Annotated in this window: 17 protein-coding genes and 5 pseudogenes; 11 read left to right on the top strand and 11 right to left on the bottom strand. The window is 36.6% G+C overall.

Annotation, left to right across the window (positions count from 1 at the left end):
* Positions 1-27: 27 nt before the first annotated feature.
* The 3 genes from SP4011_RS09945 to SP4011_RS09935 form a co-directional block, all read right to left on the bottom strand.
* The gene (locus SP4011_RS09945; RefSeq protein WP_000021975.1) at positions 28-1,017 is read right to left on the bottom strand and encodes a PTS sugar transporter subunit IIB; all 990 of its coding nucleotides are present in this window, start codon (positions 1,015-1,017) and stop codon (positions 28-30) included.
* Positions 1,018-1,249: 232 nt separating this feature from the next.
* Positions 1,250-2,269 carry an alcohol dehydrogenase AdhP gene (gene adhP / locus SP4011_RS09940; protein WP_338619164.1) on the bottom strand — a complete coding sequence of 340 codons (1,020 nt, stop codon included), beginning with the start codon at positions 2,267-2,269 and terminating at the stop codon, positions 1,250-1,252.
* A 422-nt stretch (positions 2,270-2,691) separates the two neighbouring features.
* Positions 2,692-3,504 (bottom strand): Cof-type HAD-IIB family hydrolase, encoded by an 813-nt coding sequence (locus SP4011_RS09935; RefSeq protein ID WP_338619162.1) that lies wholly within the window; start codon positions 3,502-3,504, stop codon positions 2,692-2,694.
* Between the two features lie 189 nt (positions 3,505-3,693).
* On the opposite strand from SP4011_RS09935, the gene SP4011_RS09930 reads away from it, so the two are divergent.
* The 6 genes from SP4011_RS09930 to folB all read left to right on the top strand — a co-directional run bounded on the left by SP4011_RS09930 (position 3,694) and on the right by folB (position 9,776).
* Positions 3,694-5,112 carry an NCS2 family permease gene (locus SP4011_RS09930; protein WP_000359267.1) on the top strand — a complete coding sequence of 473 codons (1,419 nt, stop codon included), beginning with the start codon at positions 3,694-3,696 and terminating at the stop codon, positions 5,110-5,112.
* 52 nt (positions 5,113-5,164) lie between these two features.
* Entirely contained in the window at positions 5,165-5,872 is a 708-nt protein-coding gene (locus tag SP4011_RS09925) for a lysostaphin resistance A-like protein (RefSeq protein WP_338619159.1), read from the top strand.
* A gap of 93 nt (positions 5,873-5,965) precedes the next feature.
* Positions 5,966-6,946: a dihydropteroate synthase gene (gene folP / locus SP4011_RS09920; RefSeq protein WP_050138370.1), complete on the top strand. Its 981-nt coding sequence runs from the start codon at positions 5,966-5,968 to the stop codon at positions 6,944-6,946.
* A 1-nt stretch (position 6,947) separates the two neighbouring features.
* Entirely contained in the window at positions 6,948-8,270 is a 1,323-nt protein-coding gene (locus SP4011_RS09915) for a folylpolyglutamate synthase/dihydrofolate synthase family protein (protein WP_338619157.1), read from the top strand.
* On the top strand, positions 8,251-8,805 hold the full coding sequence (gene folE, locus SP4011_RS09910; protein ID WP_000380916.1) for a GTP cyclohydrolase I FolE: 555 nt from the start codon (positions 8,251-8,253) through the stop codon (positions 8,803-8,805). The genes SP4011_RS09915 and folE overlap by 20 nt, the downstream gene beginning before the upstream one ends.
* A gap of 158 nt (positions 8,806-8,963) precedes the next feature.
* Positions 8,964-9,776 (top strand): dihydroneopterin aldolase, encoded by an 813-nt coding sequence (folB, locus tag SP4011_RS09905; protein ID WP_338619154.1) that lies wholly within the window; start codon positions 8,964-8,966, stop codon positions 9,774-9,776.
* A 45-nt stretch (positions 9,777-9,821) separates the two neighbouring features.
* On the opposite strand, the pseudogene SP4011_RS09900 reads toward folB, so the two are convergent.
* Together SP4011_RS09900 and SP4011_RS09895 are read right to left on the bottom strand one after the other, a co-directional pair.
* Positions 9,822-10,140 (bottom strand): annotated as a pseudogene (locus SP4011_RS09900) (DUF960 domain-containing protein).
* 433 nt (positions 10,141-10,573) lie between these two features.
* A complete protein-coding gene (locus tag SP4011_RS09895; RefSeq protein ID WP_000160552.1) occupies positions 10,574-11,740 on the bottom strand; it encodes an IS30 family transposase in 1,167 nt (388 codons plus the stop codon).
* A 281-nt stretch (positions 11,741-12,021) separates the two neighbouring features.
* Here SP4011_RS09895 and rplM point away from each other — a divergent pair, with 281 nt between their 5' ends.
* Both rplM and rpsI read left to right on the top strand, forming a co-directional pair.
* Entirely contained in the window at positions 12,022-12,468 is a 447-nt protein-coding gene (gene rplM / locus SP4011_RS09890; protein ID WP_001044624.1) for a 50S ribosomal protein L13, read from the top strand.
* Between the two features lie 18 nt (positions 12,469-12,486).
* Positions 12,487-12,879: a 30S ribosomal protein S9 gene (rpsI, locus tag SP4011_RS09885; RefSeq protein WP_000075973.1), complete on the top strand. Its 393-nt coding sequence runs from the start codon at positions 12,487-12,489 to the stop codon at positions 12,877-12,879.
* A gap of 263 nt (positions 12,880-13,142) precedes the next feature.
* Here the strand turns inward: rpsI and SP4011_RS09880 are convergent.
* Positions 13,143-13,367 (bottom strand): annotated as a pseudogene (locus tag SP4011_RS09880) (transposase); the annotation flags it as partial.
* A 339-nt stretch (positions 13,368-13,706) separates the two neighbouring features.
* Between SP4011_RS09880 and SP4011_RS09875 the strand changes: the two are divergent.
* Together SP4011_RS09875 and SP4011_RS09870 are read left to right on the top strand one after the other, a co-directional pair.
* Positions 13,707-14,043 (top strand): annotated as a pseudogene (locus tag SP4011_RS09875) (helix-turn-helix domain-containing protein).
* 65 nt (positions 14,044-14,108) lie between these two features.
* Complete coding sequence (locus SP4011_RS09870; RefSeq protein ID WP_050242558.1) at positions 14,109-15,044, top strand: hypothetical protein; 936 nt, start codon at positions 14,109-14,111, stop codon at positions 15,042-15,044.
* Between the two features lie 110 nt (positions 15,045-15,154).
* Here SP4011_RS09870 and SP4011_RS09865 read toward each other — a convergent pair.
* Positions 15,155-15,532: pseudogene (locus tag SP4011_RS09865) on the bottom strand (hypothetical protein).
* A gap of 320 nt (positions 15,533-15,852) precedes the next feature.
* Here SP4011_RS09865 and SP4011_RS09860 point away from each other — a divergent pair.
* Positions 15,853-16,509 (top strand): hypothetical protein, encoded by a 657-nt coding sequence (locus SP4011_RS09860; protein ID WP_050242557.1) that lies wholly within the window; start codon positions 15,853-15,855, stop codon positions 16,507-16,509.
* Positions 16,510-16,840: 331 nt separating this feature from the next.
* Here the strand turns inward: SP4011_RS09860 and SP4011_RS09855 are convergent.
* The 4 genes and pseudogenes from SP4011_RS09855 to SP4011_RS09840 form a co-directional block, all read right to left on the bottom strand.
* Positions 16,841-17,233 (bottom strand): annotated as a pseudogene (locus SP4011_RS09855) (tyrosine-type recombinase/integrase); the annotation flags it as partial.
* A 351-nt stretch (positions 17,234-17,584) separates the two neighbouring features.
* Positions 17,585-18,793 carry an ATP-binding protein gene (locus SP4011_RS09850; protein ID WP_338619139.1) on the bottom strand — a complete coding sequence of 403 codons (1,209 nt, stop codon included), beginning with the start codon at positions 18,791-18,793 and terminating at the stop codon, positions 17,585-17,587.
* A 396-nt stretch (positions 18,794-19,189) separates the two neighbouring features.
* Positions 19,190-20,728: a response regulator transcription factor gene (locus SP4011_RS09845; protein WP_338619137.1), complete on the bottom strand. Its 1,539-nt coding sequence runs from the start codon at positions 20,726-20,728 to the stop codon at positions 19,190-19,192.
* Positions 20,709-22,379: a sensor histidine kinase gene (locus SP4011_RS09840; RefSeq protein WP_338619134.1), complete on the bottom strand. Its 1,671-nt coding sequence runs from the start codon at positions 22,377-22,379 to the stop codon at positions 20,709-20,711. Before SP4011_RS09840 ends, SP4011_RS09845 begins: the two co-directional genes overlap by 20 nt.
* Positions 22,380-22,397: the final 18 nt, after the last annotated feature.

The raw sequence follows: 22,397 nt of genomic DNA, 5'->3' as shown, positions 1-22,397 counted from the left end.
ATTTAAAATCCTTTCATAAATAATGGCTTATTTGACATTGGCTTTGTTAATCAAGTCAAACAAATCTTTTTTAGAATCATTTGGTACTTTACGGACATCAAATTCAACACCCAAGTCACGCATTTTTTCAAATGTAGCAACATCTTCTTTGTCCATAGACAAAACGGTATTGACCAATGTTTTACCTGTTGAGTGAGCCATAGAACCAACGTTAAGAGTCTTGATTGGCACGCCGCCTTCGATGGCACGAAGGGCATCTTGAGGTGTTTCAAACAAGATAAGGGCATGTGTTTCTCCAAAACGTGGGTCTTTTGAAATCTCAATCAGTTTTTGAATTGGAACCACGTTAGCCTTGACATTACCTGGAGCTGCTTGTTTAATCAATTCTTTACGAAGGTCGTCTTTAGCCACGTTATCTGAAGCAACGATGATACGATTTGCTTTTGAATCTGGAGTCCAAGCAGTTGCAACCTGACCGTGAAGTAGACGTGTGTCAAGACGGGCAAGATTGATTTTCAATTTACCGTCTCCGATAACAGTTCCTTCTGGGATAGCAGTTTGGGCAACTGGAGCAGCTGCAGCGCTTGCAACTTCTTCAACTGGATTTAGCTCTTCTGGAAGAGCTTTGATGCCATCTTTGGCTTCTTTAATGATATTAGCAGCGACTTTTTCTACACCTGCAGCAGCGTCCATGAGGCGCTCTGTGTAGGCTTGAATCAACATCGGTAAGTTAAGTCCTGTGATGATGGCAAACTTACGCTCAGGATTTTCTCCCATCACGCGACTAGCTTGGTTAAATGGAGAACCACTCCAAAGGTCAGCCAAAACTAGAACCTCATCTTCTGCGTCAAATGCAGCAACAGCGTTATTAAACTTAGCGTATAGATCATCAGGACCTTCATTTGGCATAAAGGTCACAACTTGAACCTTTTCTTGTTCACCAAAGATCATAGATCCTGACTGATGAATACCCGCAGCAAATTCGCCGTGGCTCGCAATAATGATTCCGATACTCATTATTGTCATTCCTCCTTTTTTGTTTTAGTTTTCGTTTAAGAAAACATTAAGACTTTTTAAGTATAAACCGTTTTCATCTAAAAATCAACTATTTATAATAAAAAATTAAAAAGCTTTTTTTGCAGATGTTGATATATTGAGTTTTTGAGGAGTAATCTTGAATTCTTATTTAAAAATTTAATATAAAAAAGTTGGAAGCGCATTCCAACTTTTAAAATAGGTTTCTATTAGATTAGTGGGTGAAGTCGAGTACCATACGTCCTTGGATTTGACCTTTTTCCATTTCGTCGAAAATGGCTACGGCATCTTCTATTGGACGTTTTTGAACAACTGGAACTACTAAACCTTCTGCACCGAATTGGAAGGCTTCTTCCAAGTCTTTACGAGTTCCTACAAGAGAACCGATGACTTGGATTCCATCGAGGACTGTTTTAACGATGCTGAGTTCCATCATTTCAGAAGGAAGACCGACAGCGACGACGCGACCACCAGCACGAACGGAGTCAACAGCCTGGTTGAAGGCAACTTTAGATACAGCAGTTACGACAGCTGAGTGAGCACCTCCATCAGTTTTTTCCTTGATGAGTCCAGGTACATCTTCAACTTCGAGGCCGTTAATAACAATGTCAGCGCCTACTTCTTTTGCAAGGGCAAGTTTGTCGTTATTGATATCAACTGCGATAACATGAGCATTGAATACTTTTTTAGCGTATTGAACAGCTAGGTTACCAAGGCCACCAGCACCGTAAAGGACAACCCATTGGCCTGGTTCAACTTTGGCCTCTTTAATAGCTTTATAGGTTGTTACACCAGCACATGTGATAGAAGAAGCTTGGGCTGGATCAAGTCCGTCAGGAACTTTGACAGCATAGTCAGCAGTTACGATACACTGTTCAGCCATACCACCGTCTACTGAGTAGCCAGCATTTTTTACTGTACGGCAAAGAGTTTCACGGCCAGTTGTACAGTATTCGCAAGTACCACATCCTTCAAAGAACCAAGCAACGCTGACGCGGTCACCGACTTTAAGGCTTTTCACATCTGGGGCAATTTCTTTAACGATACCAACACCTTCGTGACCTAGGACACGTCCTGGTACCTGACCGAAGTCGCCATGGGCAACGTGGAGGTCAGTGTGGCAAACACCACAGTATTCAATTTCTACAAGTGCTTCCCCAGTTTCAAGTGGACGGAGTACTTTTTCTTCAACAGCAACACCAGTGCTTTCTGGATTTACAACAACAGGTTTCATAGTTATCCTCCTTGATATTAACTGAGAGCAGGAGAAACAGGACTGGATTGATTTTTTGTCAACAGAGTCGAGTGTGACGAGCTCTCTTGTTTTTATATGTGAAGTATATCACAAAAGAAAGCCTTTTCCAAGGTTTTGGGGGTAAAAAATAGAACAATCGATTAACTGGTTGATGAGACTGTGAAAAGAGCACAAAGACCAGCTCGCAAGCTGGTCATACTCTTCGAAAATCTCTTCAAACCACGTCAGCTTCGCCTTGCCGTAGGTATATGTTACTGACTTCGTCAGTTCTATCTGCAACCTCAAAACAGTGTTTTGAGCTGACTTCGTCAGTTTCATCTACAACCTCAAAACAGTGTTTTGAGCAACCTACGGCTAGCTTCCTAGTTTGCTCTTTGATTTTCATTGAGTATCAGTATAGGTTATAAGAATAAGTCTTGCAGGGTTTTGGCAACTCCGTCTTGGTCATTGGTCAAGGAAATTTGCTCATCTGCATAGGGGAGTAGCTCTGAGTTGGCATTTTTCATTGCATAACCTTTCCCGGCAAAAGCAAGCATTTCGGTATCATTGTGCTCATCTCCAAAAGCAATCAAATCTTTTTTGTCACGGTTCATTACCTTGAGCAAGTAGTCCAAAGCAAAGGCTTTGTTGACACCTTTTGGGGTACACTCAAGGATATTGAGCGGACCTCCCCAGGTATTGATAGACAGTTGATGCTGGTAGAAGGCGTTCATTTCTTTTGCCAAGGCATATTTGTCACTGGCTCTGGTCTGCAAGAGGATACAGTTAGGGTCCTTGGTCACCAATTCAGGCTTGAATTGATCTTCAGGCTGGAAAGCTTCTACACCAAATAGTTTGGGATTGGCAATTTCTTCATTAGGATTTGTAATGTAGAATTTTTTACGATATTCTCCAGCGATAAAATCGGCTTGAATGTCCTCTGAACGTTGAACCATATCTAAAAGATATTTTTTGTCTACAGTCAAACACTTTTCAAAATCCCAAACTTGGTCTGGTAAATGAGTGAGGGAGCCGTTGAAGTTAATCATAGGAGTGTCTAAGCCCAGTTCACGGTAAAAATCTTTTGACATACGGTAAGGGCGACCTGTCGTAATAATAACCTGATGGCCTTTTTCAACAACTTTTTTAATGGTTTTTTTGGTAAAGTCAGAAATTTGACTGTCCGAGTTGAGCAGGGTTCCATCCAGGTCAACTGCAATAATTTTTTTAGTCATAGGGACCTTTCTAGTGTCTTTTCAGATAAGATGTCTACTATTATAACAGAAAGCAGGCAGAAAAGCAGATTCGAAACCAAAAAAGAAATTTCATCAAATTCTTAAATAAATCAAACAAATATATTGAAAAAGTGAATGATAAATGATATAATTCTATTATTGTTCGTAAAAATTAAAAGGAGATTGATAATGGACAAATTATTTAAACTAAAAGAGAACGGTACAGACGTTCGTACAGAGGTTCTCGCTGGTTTAACAACTTTCTTTGCAATGAGTTATATTCTCTTTGTAAACCCACAAATTCTTTCGCAAACAGGAATGCCTGCTCAGGGTGTATTCCTAGCGACGATCATTGGTGCAGTAGCGGGTACCTTGATGATGGCCTTCTATGCTAACTTACCTTATGCCCAAGCGCCAGGTATGGGACTTAATGCCTTCTTTACCTTTACAGTTGTATTTGGACTCGGTTATTCTTGGCAAGAAGCCCTAGCTATGGTCTTCATCTGTGGAATTATCTCATTGATTATCACTTTGACAAATGTTCGTAAAATGATCATTGAATCGATTCCAAATGCCCTTCGCTCAGCTATTTCAGCTGGTATCGGTGTCTTCCTTGCCTACGTGGGAATTAAGAATGCTGGACTTTTGAAATTTACGATTGATCCAGGCAACTATACTGTTGTAGGAGAAGGGGCTGACAAGGCTCAAGCAACGATTGCGGCAAACTCTTCAGCAGTTCCAGGCTTGGTCAGCTTTAATAATCCAGCTGTTTTGGTGGCTCTTGCAGGACTTGCCATTACTATCTTCTTTGTTATCAAAGGGATTAAAGGGGGAATTATTCTCTCTATCTTGACAACAACTGTTCTTGCTATCGCAGTTGGTTTGGTAGATTTGTCTAGTATCGATTTTGCTAACAACCATGTTGGTGCAGCCTTTGAAGACTTGAAGAGAGTCTTTGGTGCGGCTCTTGGTTCAGAAGGTTTGGGAGCTTTGATTTCAGATACAGCTCGCTTGCCTGAAACTCTTATGGCTATTCTTGCCTTTTCGTTGACAGATATTTTTGACACGATTGGTACCTTGATTGGTACAGGTGAAAAAGTTGGTATCGTAGCGACAAATGGTGAAAATCACCAATCAGCTAAGTTGGACAAGGCTCTTTACTCTGACTTGATTGGTACTTCAATTGGTGCCATCGCTGGTACTTCGAACGTAACGACTTATGTTGAGTCTGCTGCTGGTATTGGTGCAGGTGGACGTACTGGTTTGACAGCCTTGGTCGTGGCAATCTGTTTTGCGATCTCAAGCTTCTTTAGCCCACTTCTAGCGATTGTACCAACAGCCGCTACAGCTCCAATCTTGATTATCGTTGGGATTATGATGTTGGCTAGCTTGAAAAATATCCATTGGGACGATATGTCTGAAGCGGTTCCTGCTTTCTTCACATCTATCTTTATGGGATTCAGCTACTCTATCACTCAAGGGATTGCAGTTGGTTTCTTGACTTACACCTTGACTAAGCTTGTCAAAGGTCAAGCTAAAGATGTTCATGTCATGATTTGGATTTTGGATGCCTTGTTTATCCTTAACTATATTAGTATGGCCTTATAATAGGATAACCCAGGGGGATTTTCCCCCTTTTTTAATACAAAGGAGATGGGTGATGAAAGAGAAAAATATGTGGAAAGAATTATTGAATCGTGCAGGCTGGCTGTTAATCTTTTTGCTGGCGACAATTTTATATCAGATTCCTATAGGGGTTACTGCTATTTTAACCTTAAGAGAAGTACCGCTATTACAGTCAGGACTGATAGTTGCTGGTGTTTCGATTGTGGTTCTGGTGCTATTTATTATTGGAGCTCGTAAAACGCAATTAGCAAGTTTCAATTTTTCATTTTTTAGAGCTAAGGATTTGGCACGATTGGGCTTGAGTTATTTAGTCATTATCTGTTCAAATATACTTGGTTCTATCTTGTTACAACTGTCAAATGAGACGACAACAAGTAACCAGTCTCAGATTAACGATATGGTTCAGAATAGTTCTCTGATTTCCAGTTTCTTCTTATTGGCCTTGCTTGCTCCGATTTGTGAGGAAATCTTGTGTCGGGGAATTGTTCCTAAAAAGATTTTCCGAGGCAAGGAGAACTTGGGATTTGTAGTCGGTACGATTGTGTTTGCTTTATTGCATCAACCAAGTAATTTACCTTCTTTATTGATTTATGGAGGTATGTCGATCGTTCTGTCTTGGACAGTTTATAAAACCCAACGTTTGGAAATGTCGATCTTACTTCATATGATTGTGAATGGGGTTGCTTTCTGTTTGTTGGCTCTCGTGGTGATTTTGAGTCGGACATTAGGGATTTCTGTTTAAGATTTTTGACAATTGCTTACTTGTTTCTACTGGGAAAAAGATGAATGCAATCGTGTCCATTTTTTTCTTTTTATGGTAAAATAGAGAAATAATATGATGAAAAGCCTTGAGGGAGTGACCGATATGTCAAGTAAAGCCAATCATGCAAAGACAGCTATTTGCGGAATTATCAATGTAACCCCAGACTCCTTTTCGGACGGTGGTCAATTTTTTGCTCTTGAGCAGGCACTCCAGCAGGCTCGTAAATTGATAGCAGAAGGGGCTAGTATGCTAGATATCGGCGGAGAATCGACTCGGCCGCGGCCGGGAAGTAGTTATGTTGAGATAGAAGAGGAAATCCAGCGTGTTGTTCCAGTGATCAAAGCTATTCGCAAGGAAAGTGATGTCCTCATCTCTATTGATACTTGGAAGAGTCAAGTAGCAGAAGCTGCTTTGGCTGCTGGTGCCAATCTAGTCAATGATATCACTGGTCTTATGGGTGATGAGAAAATGGCCCATGAGGTTGCTAAGGCTGGTGCGAAAGTAGTCATTATGTTTAATCCAGTCATGGCACGACCTCAGCACCCTAGCTCGCTCATCTTCCCTCATTTTGGCTTTGGTCAAGCTTTTACAGAAAAAGAGTTAGCTGACTTTGAAAAATTGCCAATCGAAGAGTTGATGGAGACTTTTTTTGAACGAGCACTAGCGAGAGCAGAGGAAGCTGGGATTGCTCAAGAAAACATCCTGCTGGATTCAGGAATTGGCTTTGGTCTGACCAAGAAAGAAAATCTGCTTCTTTTACGGGATCTGGATAAACTACATCAGAAAGGCTATCCAATCTTTCTCGGAGTGTCGCGCAAGCGGTTTGTCATCAATATTCTTGAAGAAAATGGTTTTGAAGTCAATCCTGAGACAGAACTTGGTTTCCGCAATCGAGATACGGCTTCGGCTCATGTAACCAGTATCGCTGCGAGACAGGGTGTGGAAGTGGTGCGCGTGCATGATGTAGTTAGTCACAGGATGGCAGTTGAAATTGCCTCCGCCATTCGTCTGGCTGATGAAGCGGAAGATTTAGATTTAAAACAATATAAATAAGATGAAAGAAATTCAAAACAATCAGTGGATTGCTAATTATCGGACGGATCAACCGCATTTTGGCTTGGAACGAATGGTGGAACTGTTAGCGTTGCGTGGTAATCCCCATCTCAAACTCAAGGTCATCCATATCGGAGGGACCAATGGCAAGGGTTCGACCATTGCTTTTTTGAAAAATATGCTAGAAAAGCTAGGCCTGAGAGTTGGTGTTTTCAGCTCGCCCTATCTCATTCATTATACAGACCAGATTAGCATCAATGGGGAATCCATTCCCAAGGCTAGGCTAGAAGACCTCATGGCAGACTATCAGTCTTTGCTGGAGGGAGAAGCGGCCGCTAATTTACAGGGCACAACCGAGTTTGAGATTATCACAGCCATAGCCTATGACTACTTTGCCTCAGAGCAAGTAGATGTGGCTATCATGGAAGTGGGCATGGGTGGACTTTTGGATAGTACCAATGTCTGCCAGCCTATTCTAACAGGCATCACGACTATTGGACTGGACCATGTAGCCCTACTTGGTGACACCTTGGAGGCCATAGCAGAGCAGAAAGCTGGTATTATCAAACAAGGAGTTCCCTTGGTGACAGGTCGCATTTCTCCAGAAGCTTTGGCTGTGATTGACCGCATTGCGGAAGGGAAAGATGCGCCGAGACTTGCCTACGGGGTAGATTATCAGGTTCGTCATCAAGAAAGTGTGGTGACAGGGGAAGTCTTTAATTATACTAGTTCTCTCAGACAAGGTCGCTTCCAGACTGGCCTGCTTGGCTTGCACCAGATAGAGAATGCTGGGATGACTATAGCTTTACTTGATACATTTTGTCAAGAGGATGGTCGAGAACTAGCAAGTAATGACTTGCTTGCTCAGGCCTTGGAAGAAACAAGTTGGCCGGGGCGCTTGGAAGTTGTGTCTAGAGACCCCTTGCTGATTTTGGATGGGGCCCACAATCCCCATGCTATCAAGGCTTTATTAGCAACCTTGCAAGAACGCTTTGCGGATTATCGTAAGGAAATCCTCTTTACCTGTATCAAAACCAAGGCCTTGGAGGATATGTTGGACTTGCTGGGGACCATGCCAGATACCGAGCTTACTCTGACACATTTTGACGATAGTCGGGCGACTGATGAAAGCGTGCTGGAAGAGGCAGCTAAGTCTAGAAATCTCAGCTACCAAGGTTGGCAGGATTTTCTAGAGCAGAAATTGACAGATAAAAAAGAAGAGAAAAAAACAGTTAGGATTGTCACAGGTTCCTTATATTTCTTGAGCCAAGTGAGAGCCTATCTGATGGAGAGGAAAAACGAGAATGGATACACAAAAGATTGAAGCAGCTGTAAAAATGATTATCGAGGCTGTCGGAGAGGACGCTAACCGCGAGGGCTTGCAGGAAACACCTGCTCGTGTGGCTCGTATGTACCAAGAGATTTTTTCAGGTCTTGGTCAAACAGCGGAGGAACATTTGTCAAAATCCTTTGAGATTATTGATGATAATATGGTGGTAGAAAAGGATATCTTTTTCCATACTATGTGTGAACACCACTTTCTACCATTTTATGGGAGAGCACATATTGCCTACATTCCAGATGGTCGTGTGGCAGGTTTGTCTAAGCTAGCCCGTACGGTTGAAGTTTATTCGAAAAAGCCACAAATCCAAGAACGATTGAATATCGAAGTAGCCGATGCCTTGATGGACTATCTAGGTGCTAAAGGAGCCTTTGTTGTCATTGAGGCGGAACATATGTGTATGAGCATGCGTGGTGTCAGAAAACCAGGCACTGCAACCTTGACGACAGTAGCTCGTGGTCTATTTGAAACAGATAAGGACCTTAGAGATCAGGCTTATCGTTTAATGGGACTATAATACTCTTCGAAAATCAAATTCAAACCACGTCAGCTTCTATCTGCAACCTCAAAACAGTGTTTTGAGCAGCCTGCGGCTAGCTTCTTAGTTTGCACTTTGATTTTCATTGAGTATAAAAAGAATCCGCTTTGGGCGGATTTTTCTAGAAAGGAATCATTATGGATCAACTGCAGATTAAGGATTTGGAAATTTTTGCCTATCATGGTCTTTTTCCTAGTGAGAAGGAATTGGGGCAGAAGTTTGTCGTTTCAGCCATCCTATCCTATGATATGACCAAGGCGGCTACAGACTTGGATTTGACAGCCTCTGTCCATTATGGAGAACTGTGTCAGCAGTGGACGGCTTGGTTTCAGGAAACAACTGAGGACTTGATTGAAACGGTAGCCTACAAACTGGTAGAACGTACTTTTGAGGTCTATCCTCTTGTCCAAGAAATAAAGCTAGAACTCAAAAAACCTTGGGCACCGGTTCATTTGCCATTAGACACTTGCTCAGTGACTATTCATCGCCGCAAGCAACGGGCCTTTATCGCCCTAGGAAGCAATATGGGAGACAAACAAGCGAATTTGGAGCAAGCCATTGAGAACATGCGAAATCGAGGTATCCATATTCTCAAAGAGTCCAGTGTATTGACGACGGAGCCTTGGGGTGGTGTTGAGCAGGATATCTTTGCTAATCAAGTGGTTGAAGTAGAAACCTGGTTGCCTGCCCTAGTGCTATTAGAAACCTTGTTAACCATTGAAGCAGAGATGGGACGGGTGAGAGAAGTGCATTGGGGACCTCGTTTGATTGATTTGGACTTGCTCTTTGTGGAGGACCAGATTCTTTATACAGACGACCTCATCTTGCCTCATCCTTACATAGCGGAACGCTTTTTTGTTCTTGAGTCTCTACAAGAAATTGCGCCTCATTTTATCCATCCGATATTAAAGCAACCTATTCGCAACTTGTATAATGCTTTGAAACAATAGAAAAAACTCTAGTTTTCAGTCACTTACAACTGAAGGCTAGAGTTTTTAAAATAGGTCATTTTCTTCTGGGAGGAGGATAGTCTCTCTACCATCCATATCTAAAACCAGAACTCTCCGGGGGATAAAGAGGGTCGAAAGGGTGGTTAAAATCAAAATCAATGGCTGTAGGGAGGTGTTGACTTGAGAAGTGGAAGGTAATTTTTCCTTGGTTATTGAGCAATTGAAACTCAAGTTCTTCTTCCAATTCAAAGACATTTTTTAAGAAGTGGTCAATAATATACCAAAAAGAGTCAATGACATCATCAGGCAAGCTGGTAACAATGCCAAAACTAGCCGACCGCATCTGGGTATTGGTAAAAGCCATATTTCTGCCCCCTTTCTTTTCCCTTATCATACAGCAAATAGGATTAAAAATCAAGAAAAGGTGATTTTTTGAAAAGGATTTTAGCTACAGGGAGAAATAAGGAAAAAATCCCAAAAATCTCCCGAAGTTAATAGGTAAATTCCCAAATTAACTTGCTTATATAACTTTCAGTTACTTTGAGGGTAAATTCCCAAACTAAGTTCCACCGCTAGTAGAAGTGGAAGTTAATCTGATAAAAATTGTAAAAACCAGTGGAAATCCATGTCAGGGTAAGTTCCACTGGTTTTACTAATGCTTGATTTTATTGCTTTTGTAGCCAAAATGAATCGAAAAAAAGAGCGCACAAAATCCTCTTATCTGAAAGCGTTTCAGATTAAGTTCCGCTATGGTGGAAGTTAGTGTGAGACGTTTGAATAGGGTTTTAGGTTAGTTTTTAGAACTTATGTTGGAGTAATTTAGAAGACTGACAGACGTCTTCTGCAGGTATTTTAGAAATGCCGAGAAGCTTAGGAATTTCTTCTCCATAAGTAAAGGCAAAGAGTTCATAAGCTGACTTTCCATTCAAAGCAGCACGTTTGACGCTGTTGACATGAGAGCAGACGAGATTGATGTCCTCTTGAGTTAAATTGTCAAAAGAAGTTCCTTTAGGTAGAATGTCGCGAATCAGCGTGTGATTTTTCTCAATTCTCCCTTTCTGGTCAGAGCGATTAGGGTCACAAAAGAAGAGTTTACTCTCTCCTCGCACATCCATTTCGATGTCATCAACCCTGGCAAACTCTCCACCATTATCGGTAAGAATGACAGGGAAGAGTTGGAAGAAATCTTTGTCCGCTTGGTGAAGAGTGTTCTTGATGTCATAGAGATGTTTGGTAACCTCAAGGGCAGTTTTATTATCCAGAAGTCTAGCGAAGATAAAGTTACAGAAAGATAGATTGAAGGTGAGTAGGACTTTACCTCCCATTCTCCCCATAACTGTGTCCATTTCCAGCCAAGAGTCTAGTTGATTCAGTGCTAAATAGTTTTGGAAATCCTCATAGGAACGGCCTTTTTTAGCTTCTTTAGGGATGGAAGGTAGCTTACTTTTTCGTCTTTCTTTGAATTTAACGGCTCTGGCAAGATCAATCGGAGCGATAGATAGGTACCCTTTTCGGATGTGTCGATAGACAGTTGAGGAGCTGACATCAAGGTTATGAGTTTTGAGAATATGATAGATGTGTTGTCCTTTTTTAACCCCATCAGAAATGACTTTGTCCATGTCCCAGAAGGTCTTGGAATTGAGGGGAGTTCCTTCACGAGCTTCGCCAAGAGTTTGTTCGTATTGTTTTTGAGCTTGCTTAGCGAGGTAGAAGATCTTCTTATAGCCACAATTCTGTCTTCTTTTAGGGCAGCCGTTACAGACAAAGGGAGCTTTGTCGAGTAGAGGGCAAGGAAGGTTATGGCATGTAGACTCTCGGACTTGTCTGTTTCGTTTGACTTCTTTAGAAACAGTAGTCGGGTCTTTTAGAATGGATTGTCCAATAGCTTTGAAGGTTTCACTGCGCTCTAAACCTAATTGGATATCATTACGGTCTGAAAGGGTAAGGTGTTTATGTTTTGTCATAGTAGACCTCGTTTCTAACTCAAACGTCTCACACTTAATTCCACCATAAAAATCCGTTTTAGACTAATTTCCACTTTGGTCAGGCAAGTGGAAGTTACTTTGAGAAGTTACATTTAGAAAAATATTTTTCATATCTATTGACTTTTAGGGGTGAAATTTGGTATTATAGTAGGCGGTATTGTTTACCCCATTTGAAAGGCCCCGGAACCTTCCAAATACTTTTCGATGGGAAGGAACACCCATCACCGTAAACAAAAATCGAACTATATATAGGAGAAATCATGAACAAAACAACATTTATGGCTAAACCAGGCCAAGTTGAACGTAAATGGTACGTAGTTGACGCAACTGATGTACCACTTGGACGTCTTTCTGCAGTAGTTGCTAGCGTACTTCGCGGAAAAAACAAACCAACATTTACACCACACACTGATACAGGTGACTTTGTGATTGTTATCAATGCTGAAAAAGTTAAATTGACTGGTAAAAAAGCAACTGATAAAATCTACTACACTCACTCAAACCACCCAGGTGGATTGAAACAAATCTCTGCAGGTGAACTTCGTTCTAAAAATGCAGTACGTTTGATCGAGAAATCAGTTAAAGGTATGCTTCCGCACAATACACTTGGACGCGCTCAAGGTATGAAGTTGAAAGTATTTGTTGGAGCTGAGCACACTCACGCTGCACAACAACCAGAAGTTCTTGACATTTCAGGACTTATCTAAGGAAAGGAACAATAAAGTATGTCACAAGCACAATATGCAGGTACTGGACGTCGTAAAAACGCTGTTGCACGCGTTCGCCTTGTTCCAGGAACTGGTAAAATCACTGTTAACAAAAAAGATGTTGAAGAGTACATCCCACACGCTGACCTTCGTCTTGTCATCAACCAACCATTTGCAGTTACTTCAACTGTAGGTTCATACGACGTTTTCGTTAACGTTGTAGGTGGTGGATACGCTGGTCAATCAGGAGCTATCCGTCACGGTATCGCTCGTGCCCTTCTTCAAGTAGACCCAGACTTCCGCGATTCATTGAAACGCGCAGGACTTCTTACACGTGACTCACGTAAAGTTGAACGTAAGAAACCAGGTCTTAAGAAAGCTCGTAAAGCATCACAATTTAGTAAACGTTAATTCGAAAGAATTATTATACTTACAAAGAGCACCTTTCGGGGTGTTCTTTTTTGTACTTTCTTACTAAATTGGTGCAATTGACACAGTTGTTGCGACTTTAGTCGCTTGCAAATGTGGCTGCGACCGGACCAAGGCCAGTTGGCTCAAAACGTTAATCAATACTATACTATCAACGTTTCGGAACACTTCATGGTTCACACCATGGGGTGTTTTTTTAAAAAGTTTACCTCAAAGTTTACCTTATTGTTTTAGGGAAATTATAGTCAATTGAAATAATAACAAGACAAAAGATCCTTAAAAAAAGTATTGCAACGTGGTAATACCTTTTTGAGGTGCTTTTTGATATGAGCCCATGTTCTCTCAATAGGATTGTACTCAGGTGAGTAGGGAGGAAGTGGTAAAAGTTTATGCCCAAATTATTCACATAAGCGCTCTAGCTTACCCATTCTATGGAATCCTGCATTATCCATAATATAGTTGCTTAGTTTTAAAAAAGCATATTATAATAAATATATGGTATATAGTACAGATTTTAAACAAAGTTACCAAATGTTTTATATCTTCACTTCAACCATATAAGGACTTGACTTTTTTTCAAAAACATTTACAATAAAGGTATGAAGTTTAGTGTAGTTTTGACAATCAATCCTCTGGTTGTTAGACACACTGTTTATTTAATTTTTTAAAGATTGTGATTTAGCCTTGAATATAAGGTTATTATTTTTAATCGCTATACAACTAAAAGTTGTTAATTGTATTTAATAACCTATGGTTGTGGATGTCAACATTTTTCTACAAGAATTTAAAATAATTTTTTGAGGTAACATATGGAATTCTCAGAACGCTTGAAAACACTAAGGAAACAAGTAAAACTAACACAAGCTCAAATAGCTGAAATTTCCCAACAGGCATATGTTTCATGGGAACGTGGATTAAAAAAACAACACAGGAAAATTTTGTTAAGATTGCACAAGTATTGGATGTTACAGTTGACTATTTAGTTGGAAACTCAGAAGAAAAATCAAATGAATTAGACAACATTGGATTACTTTTCCGTATGAACTTAAAAGGATTGACTGAAAAGAAAAGGAAGTATTTAAGAAAAAGTTGATTGAGTTTATGGAAGAACGAAAAAAGATTTTGGAAGAAAATAAAAAACTGTAAATGTAATCGTCTAATAGAATATTTAAACTGAAATAACATATTTATTTTATAAAGGAGCTATATTAATGTATACGGCAATAATAGATTTTAATGAGTTCGATGATATATGGGATACATGGGGAACGGCCTTTGATTTACCTAACGGAGCATGCTTCAAATTTTGGAGATGTACTTTAAAGTTCATATATACTAAGGAAAATAAGTATTTGCAAGTCATTTCAGATCAAAAGCAAAACATTGAAGAGTGCTTAACTATTTTGTCATTTTTTACTAATATACCTCTTGTTATAAGAAGTATATCAAAATACAATGAAGTTTTACCAGAGGTAAAACAACAAGATAAGATGTCTCAATGGCTAACAAAATTGCAAATAATTGAAAATAGTTTAAATAGAAAGAAAAATAGAAAAAAACGTCAACTTATATTAGATTTAATGAGAATGTATAGTATTGGTTTGCAACATGAATACAGAGAATATATTGAAGATGAATTTTTGATGTGTTTCAAACCAATTGAGATAATTGCTAAACTAGTGATAGAAAGAGAAAGATTATTCTATAAAACTAAACACCAACAACGTAAAGTTCAAACACAATCATTTTTAAATAATTTATTAACTGATTCACTATCAACAGAATTAGATATAGATTCTATAGATAATTTATCTGGAGATCTTATAAACTCTTTAGATAGGTTTCTTAAAGGTCGAAATTATACAAGGATATTACTAGCATGGAATCAACTAAAAATAAAAATAGCTGAAAATTATGAATTTCTGAATCCGAAGATTAAAACAAAATTTTTTGAAATTAATAGTAGAATAATTCATGAATTAGTCGATATTAGAAATAGTATAGCACACGGGAAAATTTGTGAAATTTCAGAAAATAATATTCGTTATGTTCATTTTTTATCATGTCAGTTTATATCATTGTATGTGTTAGAGAAACCTTATGCTGAATTTTATTTACCTACAAAAAAATTTGGGAGTAAGTTTTAGAAAGAACTATTCTACAGTATTTAAAATCTGACTTTAAGTAAATTTTTATTATGTGACTATTAGTCCGCCTAACTCCGCTATGCGGGTGTGTACTGACCCCGAAAGCGTTTTTATTGTATAAAGAATATCAAATAGTTTGAGGGTTTTACTTGTCGCTGTATTTCTTCACTATTCTTTTTGTAATACTCCTGCTTTGTTCCTGAAATATCTACAGTGAATACGTCATCCTTGAAGGTATAATTCTCTTTTCGGTTTATGATATTAGAGCCAGTCAGTTCGATTGTTGCACTATCTTTATCAATTGTAAAGGTGTCGGCCTCTCCTTTGTTGCTATTTTCTTTGTTACCTGAAATGGTAAAGGCAACTTCATTTCTACTCTCGTTTATTCAACGGTATTCGCCATCTAAAGAATTGCTTGATTGGTTAGAACATGCAATTAATAAAATTGTAGATAGAGACACTAAAAGTAATGTGATAAATCTTTTCATTTACATACTTTTTATTTCTATATTATATTAAAGAAACATTACATAAGTAATACAGTAATTTTTTAGGTTGATCTATTTCTTTCGGGAAAATCATTATCTTTCGGAAATAAGAATGTACGATTAAATAGAAAACTTTATAAACATTAGAAAAGATTTTTTAAAGGTATATTTCCTTTTCTTATGTAGTATATCAGAATATCAAATCTGTTATAACAGACAAGGATTTCAAAATAGTTGTTTTCTTGAACATATTTTTGTTATAATATACATGCAGTGATAGACTGTAGAATATTAAGAAAATAGAATACTAGGAATTTAGAATGTATAAGATAAAAAATAAGATAAATAGTTGGATTAGTAAAATTTTCAAGTCTGATAAGAGAAACAATTTCAAGTCTGATGAGAGAAACAATATATTTCTTACAACGGAAGACTTATATTTTACAATAGATGGCGATGGTTGGAACGGAAAAATTTATCCAAAATACAGCTATAAAGATTTTAATAAGAATGAAGGCTTTCTGTCTTTTCTAAAACTTGGATCTCGATTTCAATTATATTTTAATGGTAAAATTATTTCTGAAGCAAATTTGATGGTTAATTCATTCGAATTAGGAAAAACTACTTTACAATTCGGCCGGATTAGTAGTAATAATGCATTTTGGGGTGAAAAACCTATTGGTGGGATGACATTTTTAGTAGCTTCTATCATATACATTATGCTTAACGATAATGAGTTTATGCATCGAGATATTGAAGTGTCATTAGAAATTCATATGGATGCAAAACGACTACTTGAAGAAAAGAATATTGATGTGTATTATCATATATTTCGAACTCCTAAAATAAATTTTAACCATGAAGACACTTATCGGAGATATATTTTTGAAACAACAAATAGAAACAGTGATATAGATTACTTTAAAGAACTATTGAGTTTAAAAGAAAACTCAATAATGAACGCAATGAGAAGCTAAGCTCTATACTTGAGTATTTCTGATTCAGATGTTTTATGTTATTTGACAAAGAAGGAGTTGAACTCGTTTTTTATAGTTTTTGCATTGTTGACTTATAAACACTGAGCAATTTATTAAATAAATTTCCCTATTTCAATCAAATTTAATCAAACTTTTTTGAAATTAAGGGATATTAGAAAACAATTAGTTATTGATATTAGGCTATTTTAAAATTATCTGAAACAGACCCTTGTCAAACCAGGTCTTAAGAAAGCTCGTAAAGCTAGCCAGTTCTCTAAACGTTAAGAACCAGCTACAATACAGCATTTACAACACTTCATGGTTCACACCATTACTTTTTAAGATTACGATAGGCAATCTCTCCAACAGCCATTGGAATGACATTTGAAGTGTTGACATAAGTCTTAGTTGAAATCGTGTCACTATGGGTTAGAGCTTCAGAAATAGCTTCAATAGACGTTCCAGCCTGTTTTGCTAATGTTGCTCCTGTATGTCGTAATTTATGAGGTGTAGTATGCTTAAGTTCAGGATGACGACGTTTGACAGATTTCATTTTATTATTAAGATAGTCAGAGTGTAGAGGGCTATTAACGTTACCCTTCATATCGATATAAGTAAAGACATATTGTTCATCGGATTGGATAATTCCAAACTTTGATAGTTCAGCCTTTTGATGTTTTTCCTAAGAGGTAAGAAGCTGAAGTAAGTCATTAGAAATAGAGAAAATAGGCTAGCAAAAACCTATTTCAGGAGAAAATGAAGGAAATATTTCCATAATAAAACGCATCCTATCAAGTTTTTCAATACCTGATAGTATGCGTTTTTAGGATTTTAAAGCTTGATTGCTTGGTCTCTTTTTCATTATAGTTCCGTTTGATTTATAGTTTCATTAATTCTATGGAGATTCATCATTTTGAGTAATAATAGTACTTCCAGAAGTTAAAGATTCCATTTTATCTTTCAAGTGTCTGTATTAGATAATGTGTTCTAAATTTACTATATATTATTAGGGTTTGGGTAGAATCATTGATAACAGACTGTTGCAAATTTAGTTAGCTACATGATTTATATTTATCTACTTTTCTAGTAACCAATCTATAATGTTTTTCTTCTCAATACCATTGTAATTGGCTGTTGGCTGAATTGTATCCATTGTTAATAGATATTTGGGGAATTGATCTTTAATGGCTTCTAGTGGTCTAAGTTCTCTGTCTAGTGTTTCTGGAGCAAGTGTTGTTTCACTGACTTGATAATAAGCGTAGTGACCAAGATCAGTTACAACAACAAAATCAACCTCATATTTATCTAAATTACCAACATATACTTGTGAATATCTACGTCTCAATTCCAAATACACCATATTTTCCAAGATATGCCCAATGTCTTCTTTGTGGTCTGGCAATAAGAGGTGTCGTAAACCTAAATCAACGGGATAATATTTTTCTAAGCGTTGCAATAATGCTCTACCTTTGACATCAAAACGTGGAACAGAATAAAAAAGTAAACTATCTGTCAAAGTCGTCAAATAATTTTCTAAAGTATTATGGGATATTGAAACGTTTTGGCTGACTAGGGTATTACGAATCTTATTTGTTGATATTAAGCTACCTGTACTACTGAGAAGGGTTCGGACAATGCGCTCAATAATAGTAGGATTTGGATTTCCCAATCTAGTGACAATATCATTTAACAGTATTGAGTTATATATTCCTCTTAGATAATCAATTTTTTCAGCGTAAGATGATGTTTGCAATAAGTAAGGGAAAGCACTAAAGAGATAATTGTTAAAAATTTCTGTTGTATTCAGATTCTCTGAGAGAGATTGACCTGATAGGTATTCTTCAAATGACAAAGGAAGGACCTCTATCTCAACATACCGACCAGTCAAGTTTGTAGCTAATTGGCTACTCATAAAGTAAGCGTTTGATCCAGTCAAATAGAGGTCAACATTTGGCAAGATGAATAGACTATCTGCTACCAGTTCAAATTTTTCAACATATTGAATTTCATCTAAAAAGATATAGTATGTTTTCTCTTCAACTAACTGCTCTTTTATATAAGTAAATAATGTTTGAAAATGTCGCAGGTCATAATAACTCAGATCCTCAAAATTGATGGATATAATCTGATCCTCGTCTACGCCAGTTGCTAGTAACTCCTCTTTATAGAGTTGAAAAAGCACAGATTTACCAGCTCGTCTAACTCCACTCACAACCTTAATGATTTGTCGGTCACGATGTCTTCTTAAAAAGTCTAAATAATGTGGTCTTTTAATATAGTTCATAATAGATACCTCAAAGATAGTATAATACAAATAAAGATTATTTTCAAATATTTATAAATAATATTTAATTCGTTTGATTATTTCTAAGTATTTAGAAATAGTGTTTTTCTGCAATTAAAAAATAGTCCATTTTGGTATGGCATGATAGTAAATCTTGTGAGGTTTTGTAGCAAGTATTCAAATAAAAAGCGCATACTATCAGGCGTGTAAAAGCTTGATAGTATACGTTTCATCCTAGAAATATTTACGGGCTGTTTTTCTCAAACTGACTTTTTAAGAAGTTACCTTATTAGCAATTTCAAATAAGTTTATGGGGCTATCTTTGGAAAAACTGTAGAATTTCAAAAATTACTACAGACCTTGAATTTTACTTATCATTTCAATGATTTAGATTGCTTACATTTTGTTTTGATAAGTTTTACGGTAATCTCCAGGAGAAAGTCCAGTCCTTTGTTTAAAAATTTTAGTAAAGTAAGAATAATTATCATACCCTACTTGACAGGATACTTGTGATATCGAGATATCTGTTTGAGATAGGAGAGATTTAGCAGCATTAATGCGCTTATCCGTTATATATTTAACAAGAGTTTCTCCAGTTTCTTTTTTAAAAATTCTAGCCAAATGATCTGCGCTGAGATAAACCATATCTGCTAATATAGAACGATTTATATCTTCATAGTAGTGATGATCTATGTATTCGACAATGCATTGAATACTATTTTTCTGGTTTTCAATGTTTGTTGCAAATTTCTTAGCATGCGACCAGTAATAATCAAAGTAATCCTGAAAAGATTCAATTGAATGAAAGCGTCGTTGGAATAAGAAATCATGAGTGCTGTTTTGGAATAATTTATGTGCCGAGATTCCATTTTGATCTAGATATATTCCTATTTGTTGAATCCAATCTAGTAAAATTTGCTGTAGTGTGAAAGTAGGAATTTGAGAATTATAGGCAAGTGAATTAATTTTTTCTCTTAATTCGTATTCACTTAAGCTATCTAAAAAAGTAATTGAAAGAGTTTCTGTTTTAAAGGAAGTTGGAAAACTATGTGGAACACATGTAATAGTATTCCAATAAGAAACATATTGTTCATTATAAGTGTAGAGTTCTTTGGTATGAAATAAAATATCGGATAGTTTGTGGCAGCTTTTATATATAATGTTTGAGTATTTACTAAAATTATTAGAAATTTGAGAATGAATTTCATATGCCAATTTGTCACTACGTTTGGATGAGTCTACTCTAAAGAGACAAACATATTGATCAACCTGGCTTTCCATCTTGAACAAACTTATCAGCTTATAAGAAGGTTGTGAAATTCTTTGAAGTTCTCTTTTTAGTTGAGAAGTCCATGATGGAGTTTCTGCAGAATAATCTTCTTCATTAAGATTGATTGTTAAAACTGCAAGGAAAAAATATTGGTGTTTTTTAAGAATAAAACCTTGTTTGCTTGCTATGTTTTCTAGCTCATCAATGCGAGAAATTTGAGGTTTTCTAAGGTAATCATACCAGAAATTATCTTCTATTTGTAAAAGTGCATCATTTTTCCCGTTTGAGTTATGATTCTCAATTTTACTAATGGCTTTTTGAATAATAAATTCTAATTTTTCAAAGTTAATGGGTTTTAGATAGTATTCGAAGCTTTGTAATTCAATTGCTTTTTGAGCATAGTTGAAGTCGGCGTAATTGGTTAAAAAAATTGTTTTTATATCATATTTTTCATTTCTAATCCACGATAAGAGTTCGAGACCACTACCTTGAGGCATTTCTATATCGCTTATCATGAGATCAATAGGATTCTCTCTAATAATATTTTGAGCTTGAGTGAGGCTATAGGCAACATAAACAGTGTCAATGTGTAGTTTAGCCCAATTTATTTTCTCTCGTAAAGCTTCAATGATAAAACGATCGTCATCAACTAATAAGATGTTCATTATAACCTCCATCTATAATCTTGTATGGAATAAGTAAAAGAATTTTAGCCCCGCCTTCTTCATTATTTTCAAATGCAATACTATAGTCATTAGGATAGAGAAGATTTAAACGTTCGATGGTGTTTGTGATCCCGATATGATGTCCATCTTCTGTTATTAGAGACTGTTTCTGATTTAGTTTTGATAAAATTTCTTCAGAGAAACCTGGACCATTATCCTCGATACAAATATGAATGTAATCTGAGTTCTCAGTTTTTACTTTTTTTATCGATAGCAAAATTGTAAATAAATCCTGAAATGAAAAACCGTGTTTGATTGTGTTTTCAATAAATGTTTGTAACAGTAATGATGGGACAAGAGTATTTTGTAGGTCATCATTGTAGTTTAGTGAAAAGTAGATGCTATTTCCATATCGAATTTGTTGTATTTCTAAATAATCTTTAATATGCTGAACTTCATCTTTAAGTTCTGAAAAATCTTGATTAGCCATAAATAAATGACGGAGATAATTTGAAGTTAGGATAGTTAACTCTTCAATTTCCTTGTAGTTTTTTGTTTGAAGCATACTATGAATCATTGATAACATATTTAAGTAGAAATGCGGACGAATTTGGTTCTTAAGATAATTAAGTTCAATCTTCTTAAGTTCTAGTTGTGAATGGTATTCTCGTATTTTTAATTCTTGCATGTCAAAAATTACTTTATTAAGTTTATCATTTGCCTTATCAATTTCTAGTATACCTTCAGATATAAAAAATTCAGAAGGGGGGATGGAGTCCCCAAGTTGAGAGAGCCGTTCAGTGAGTCTTGTTATTGGTTTAATCATCCATTGACGGATATACAGGATAATGATGATTGATAAAATGGTGATAATGATAGGAACAGCTGATAAAAATACCTCTAAGAGTGTGATATTTCTAAAGACTTCGGCATAATCGACTAAAACATAAATATCGAAAGGTAAATGCGTTTTTTCATTTTGAGCATGAATTAGGTAGTTTTCGGAGGGTATATTGTTAGGCTCTTTTAGAGAAAGTTTACCATTATTTCCAATATTGAGTTTTTTGAGAGGTTTTAGGATATCTTCTGAAGATATGACGGCATAAATGATTTTTTCTTCGTAATGAACAGATTTAACTAAGTATTCGCTGTTTTTAGTAGTTATATTTTTCCATTTACGGTCACTTATATTACTACGTAATGATTTTAGATTCGATTTTAACAGTAGATAATCTTCATATGGAATATAAAGATTGGAGACATTTATAAAATGATCAGTACTATCGGTTTCTAATAAGAATGTCATATGAGTTTCATTTTGATATTCAAACTCTATAAAGCTAGTTTGAACTTTTTTAAGATTTTCTTGATACTCAAGAAACGTTTGTACATGATTTAAGTTCTCTAAAGATTCATTATGTGTTATTGTTGAGTACATAAAGCGTTCTACAGAATGCAATTTCTCATTAACAGAATCAGCATAAATTTCAATTGAACTACGTAGGTGTACTATATTTTGGTTTTTAATAAAATTTCTGGTTATGTTACTCATAGCAATATTGATTAAAATATTTATCAATAGTAGTACAAGTAGGAGTTTAAAGAAAAAATGAATGGAATGTTTTTTTGATAAGTCGTGATTTAATTTCATATACTATTCTCCTCTTAA

The sequence above is a fragment of the Streptococcus parapneumoniae genome, assembly GCF_037076355.1.
Taxonomy (GTDB): domain Bacteria; phylum Bacillota; class Bacilli; order Lactobacillales; family Streptococcaceae; genus Streptococcus; species Streptococcus parapneumoniae.
This window is presented reverse-complemented; position numbering and strand designations above follow the sequence as displayed.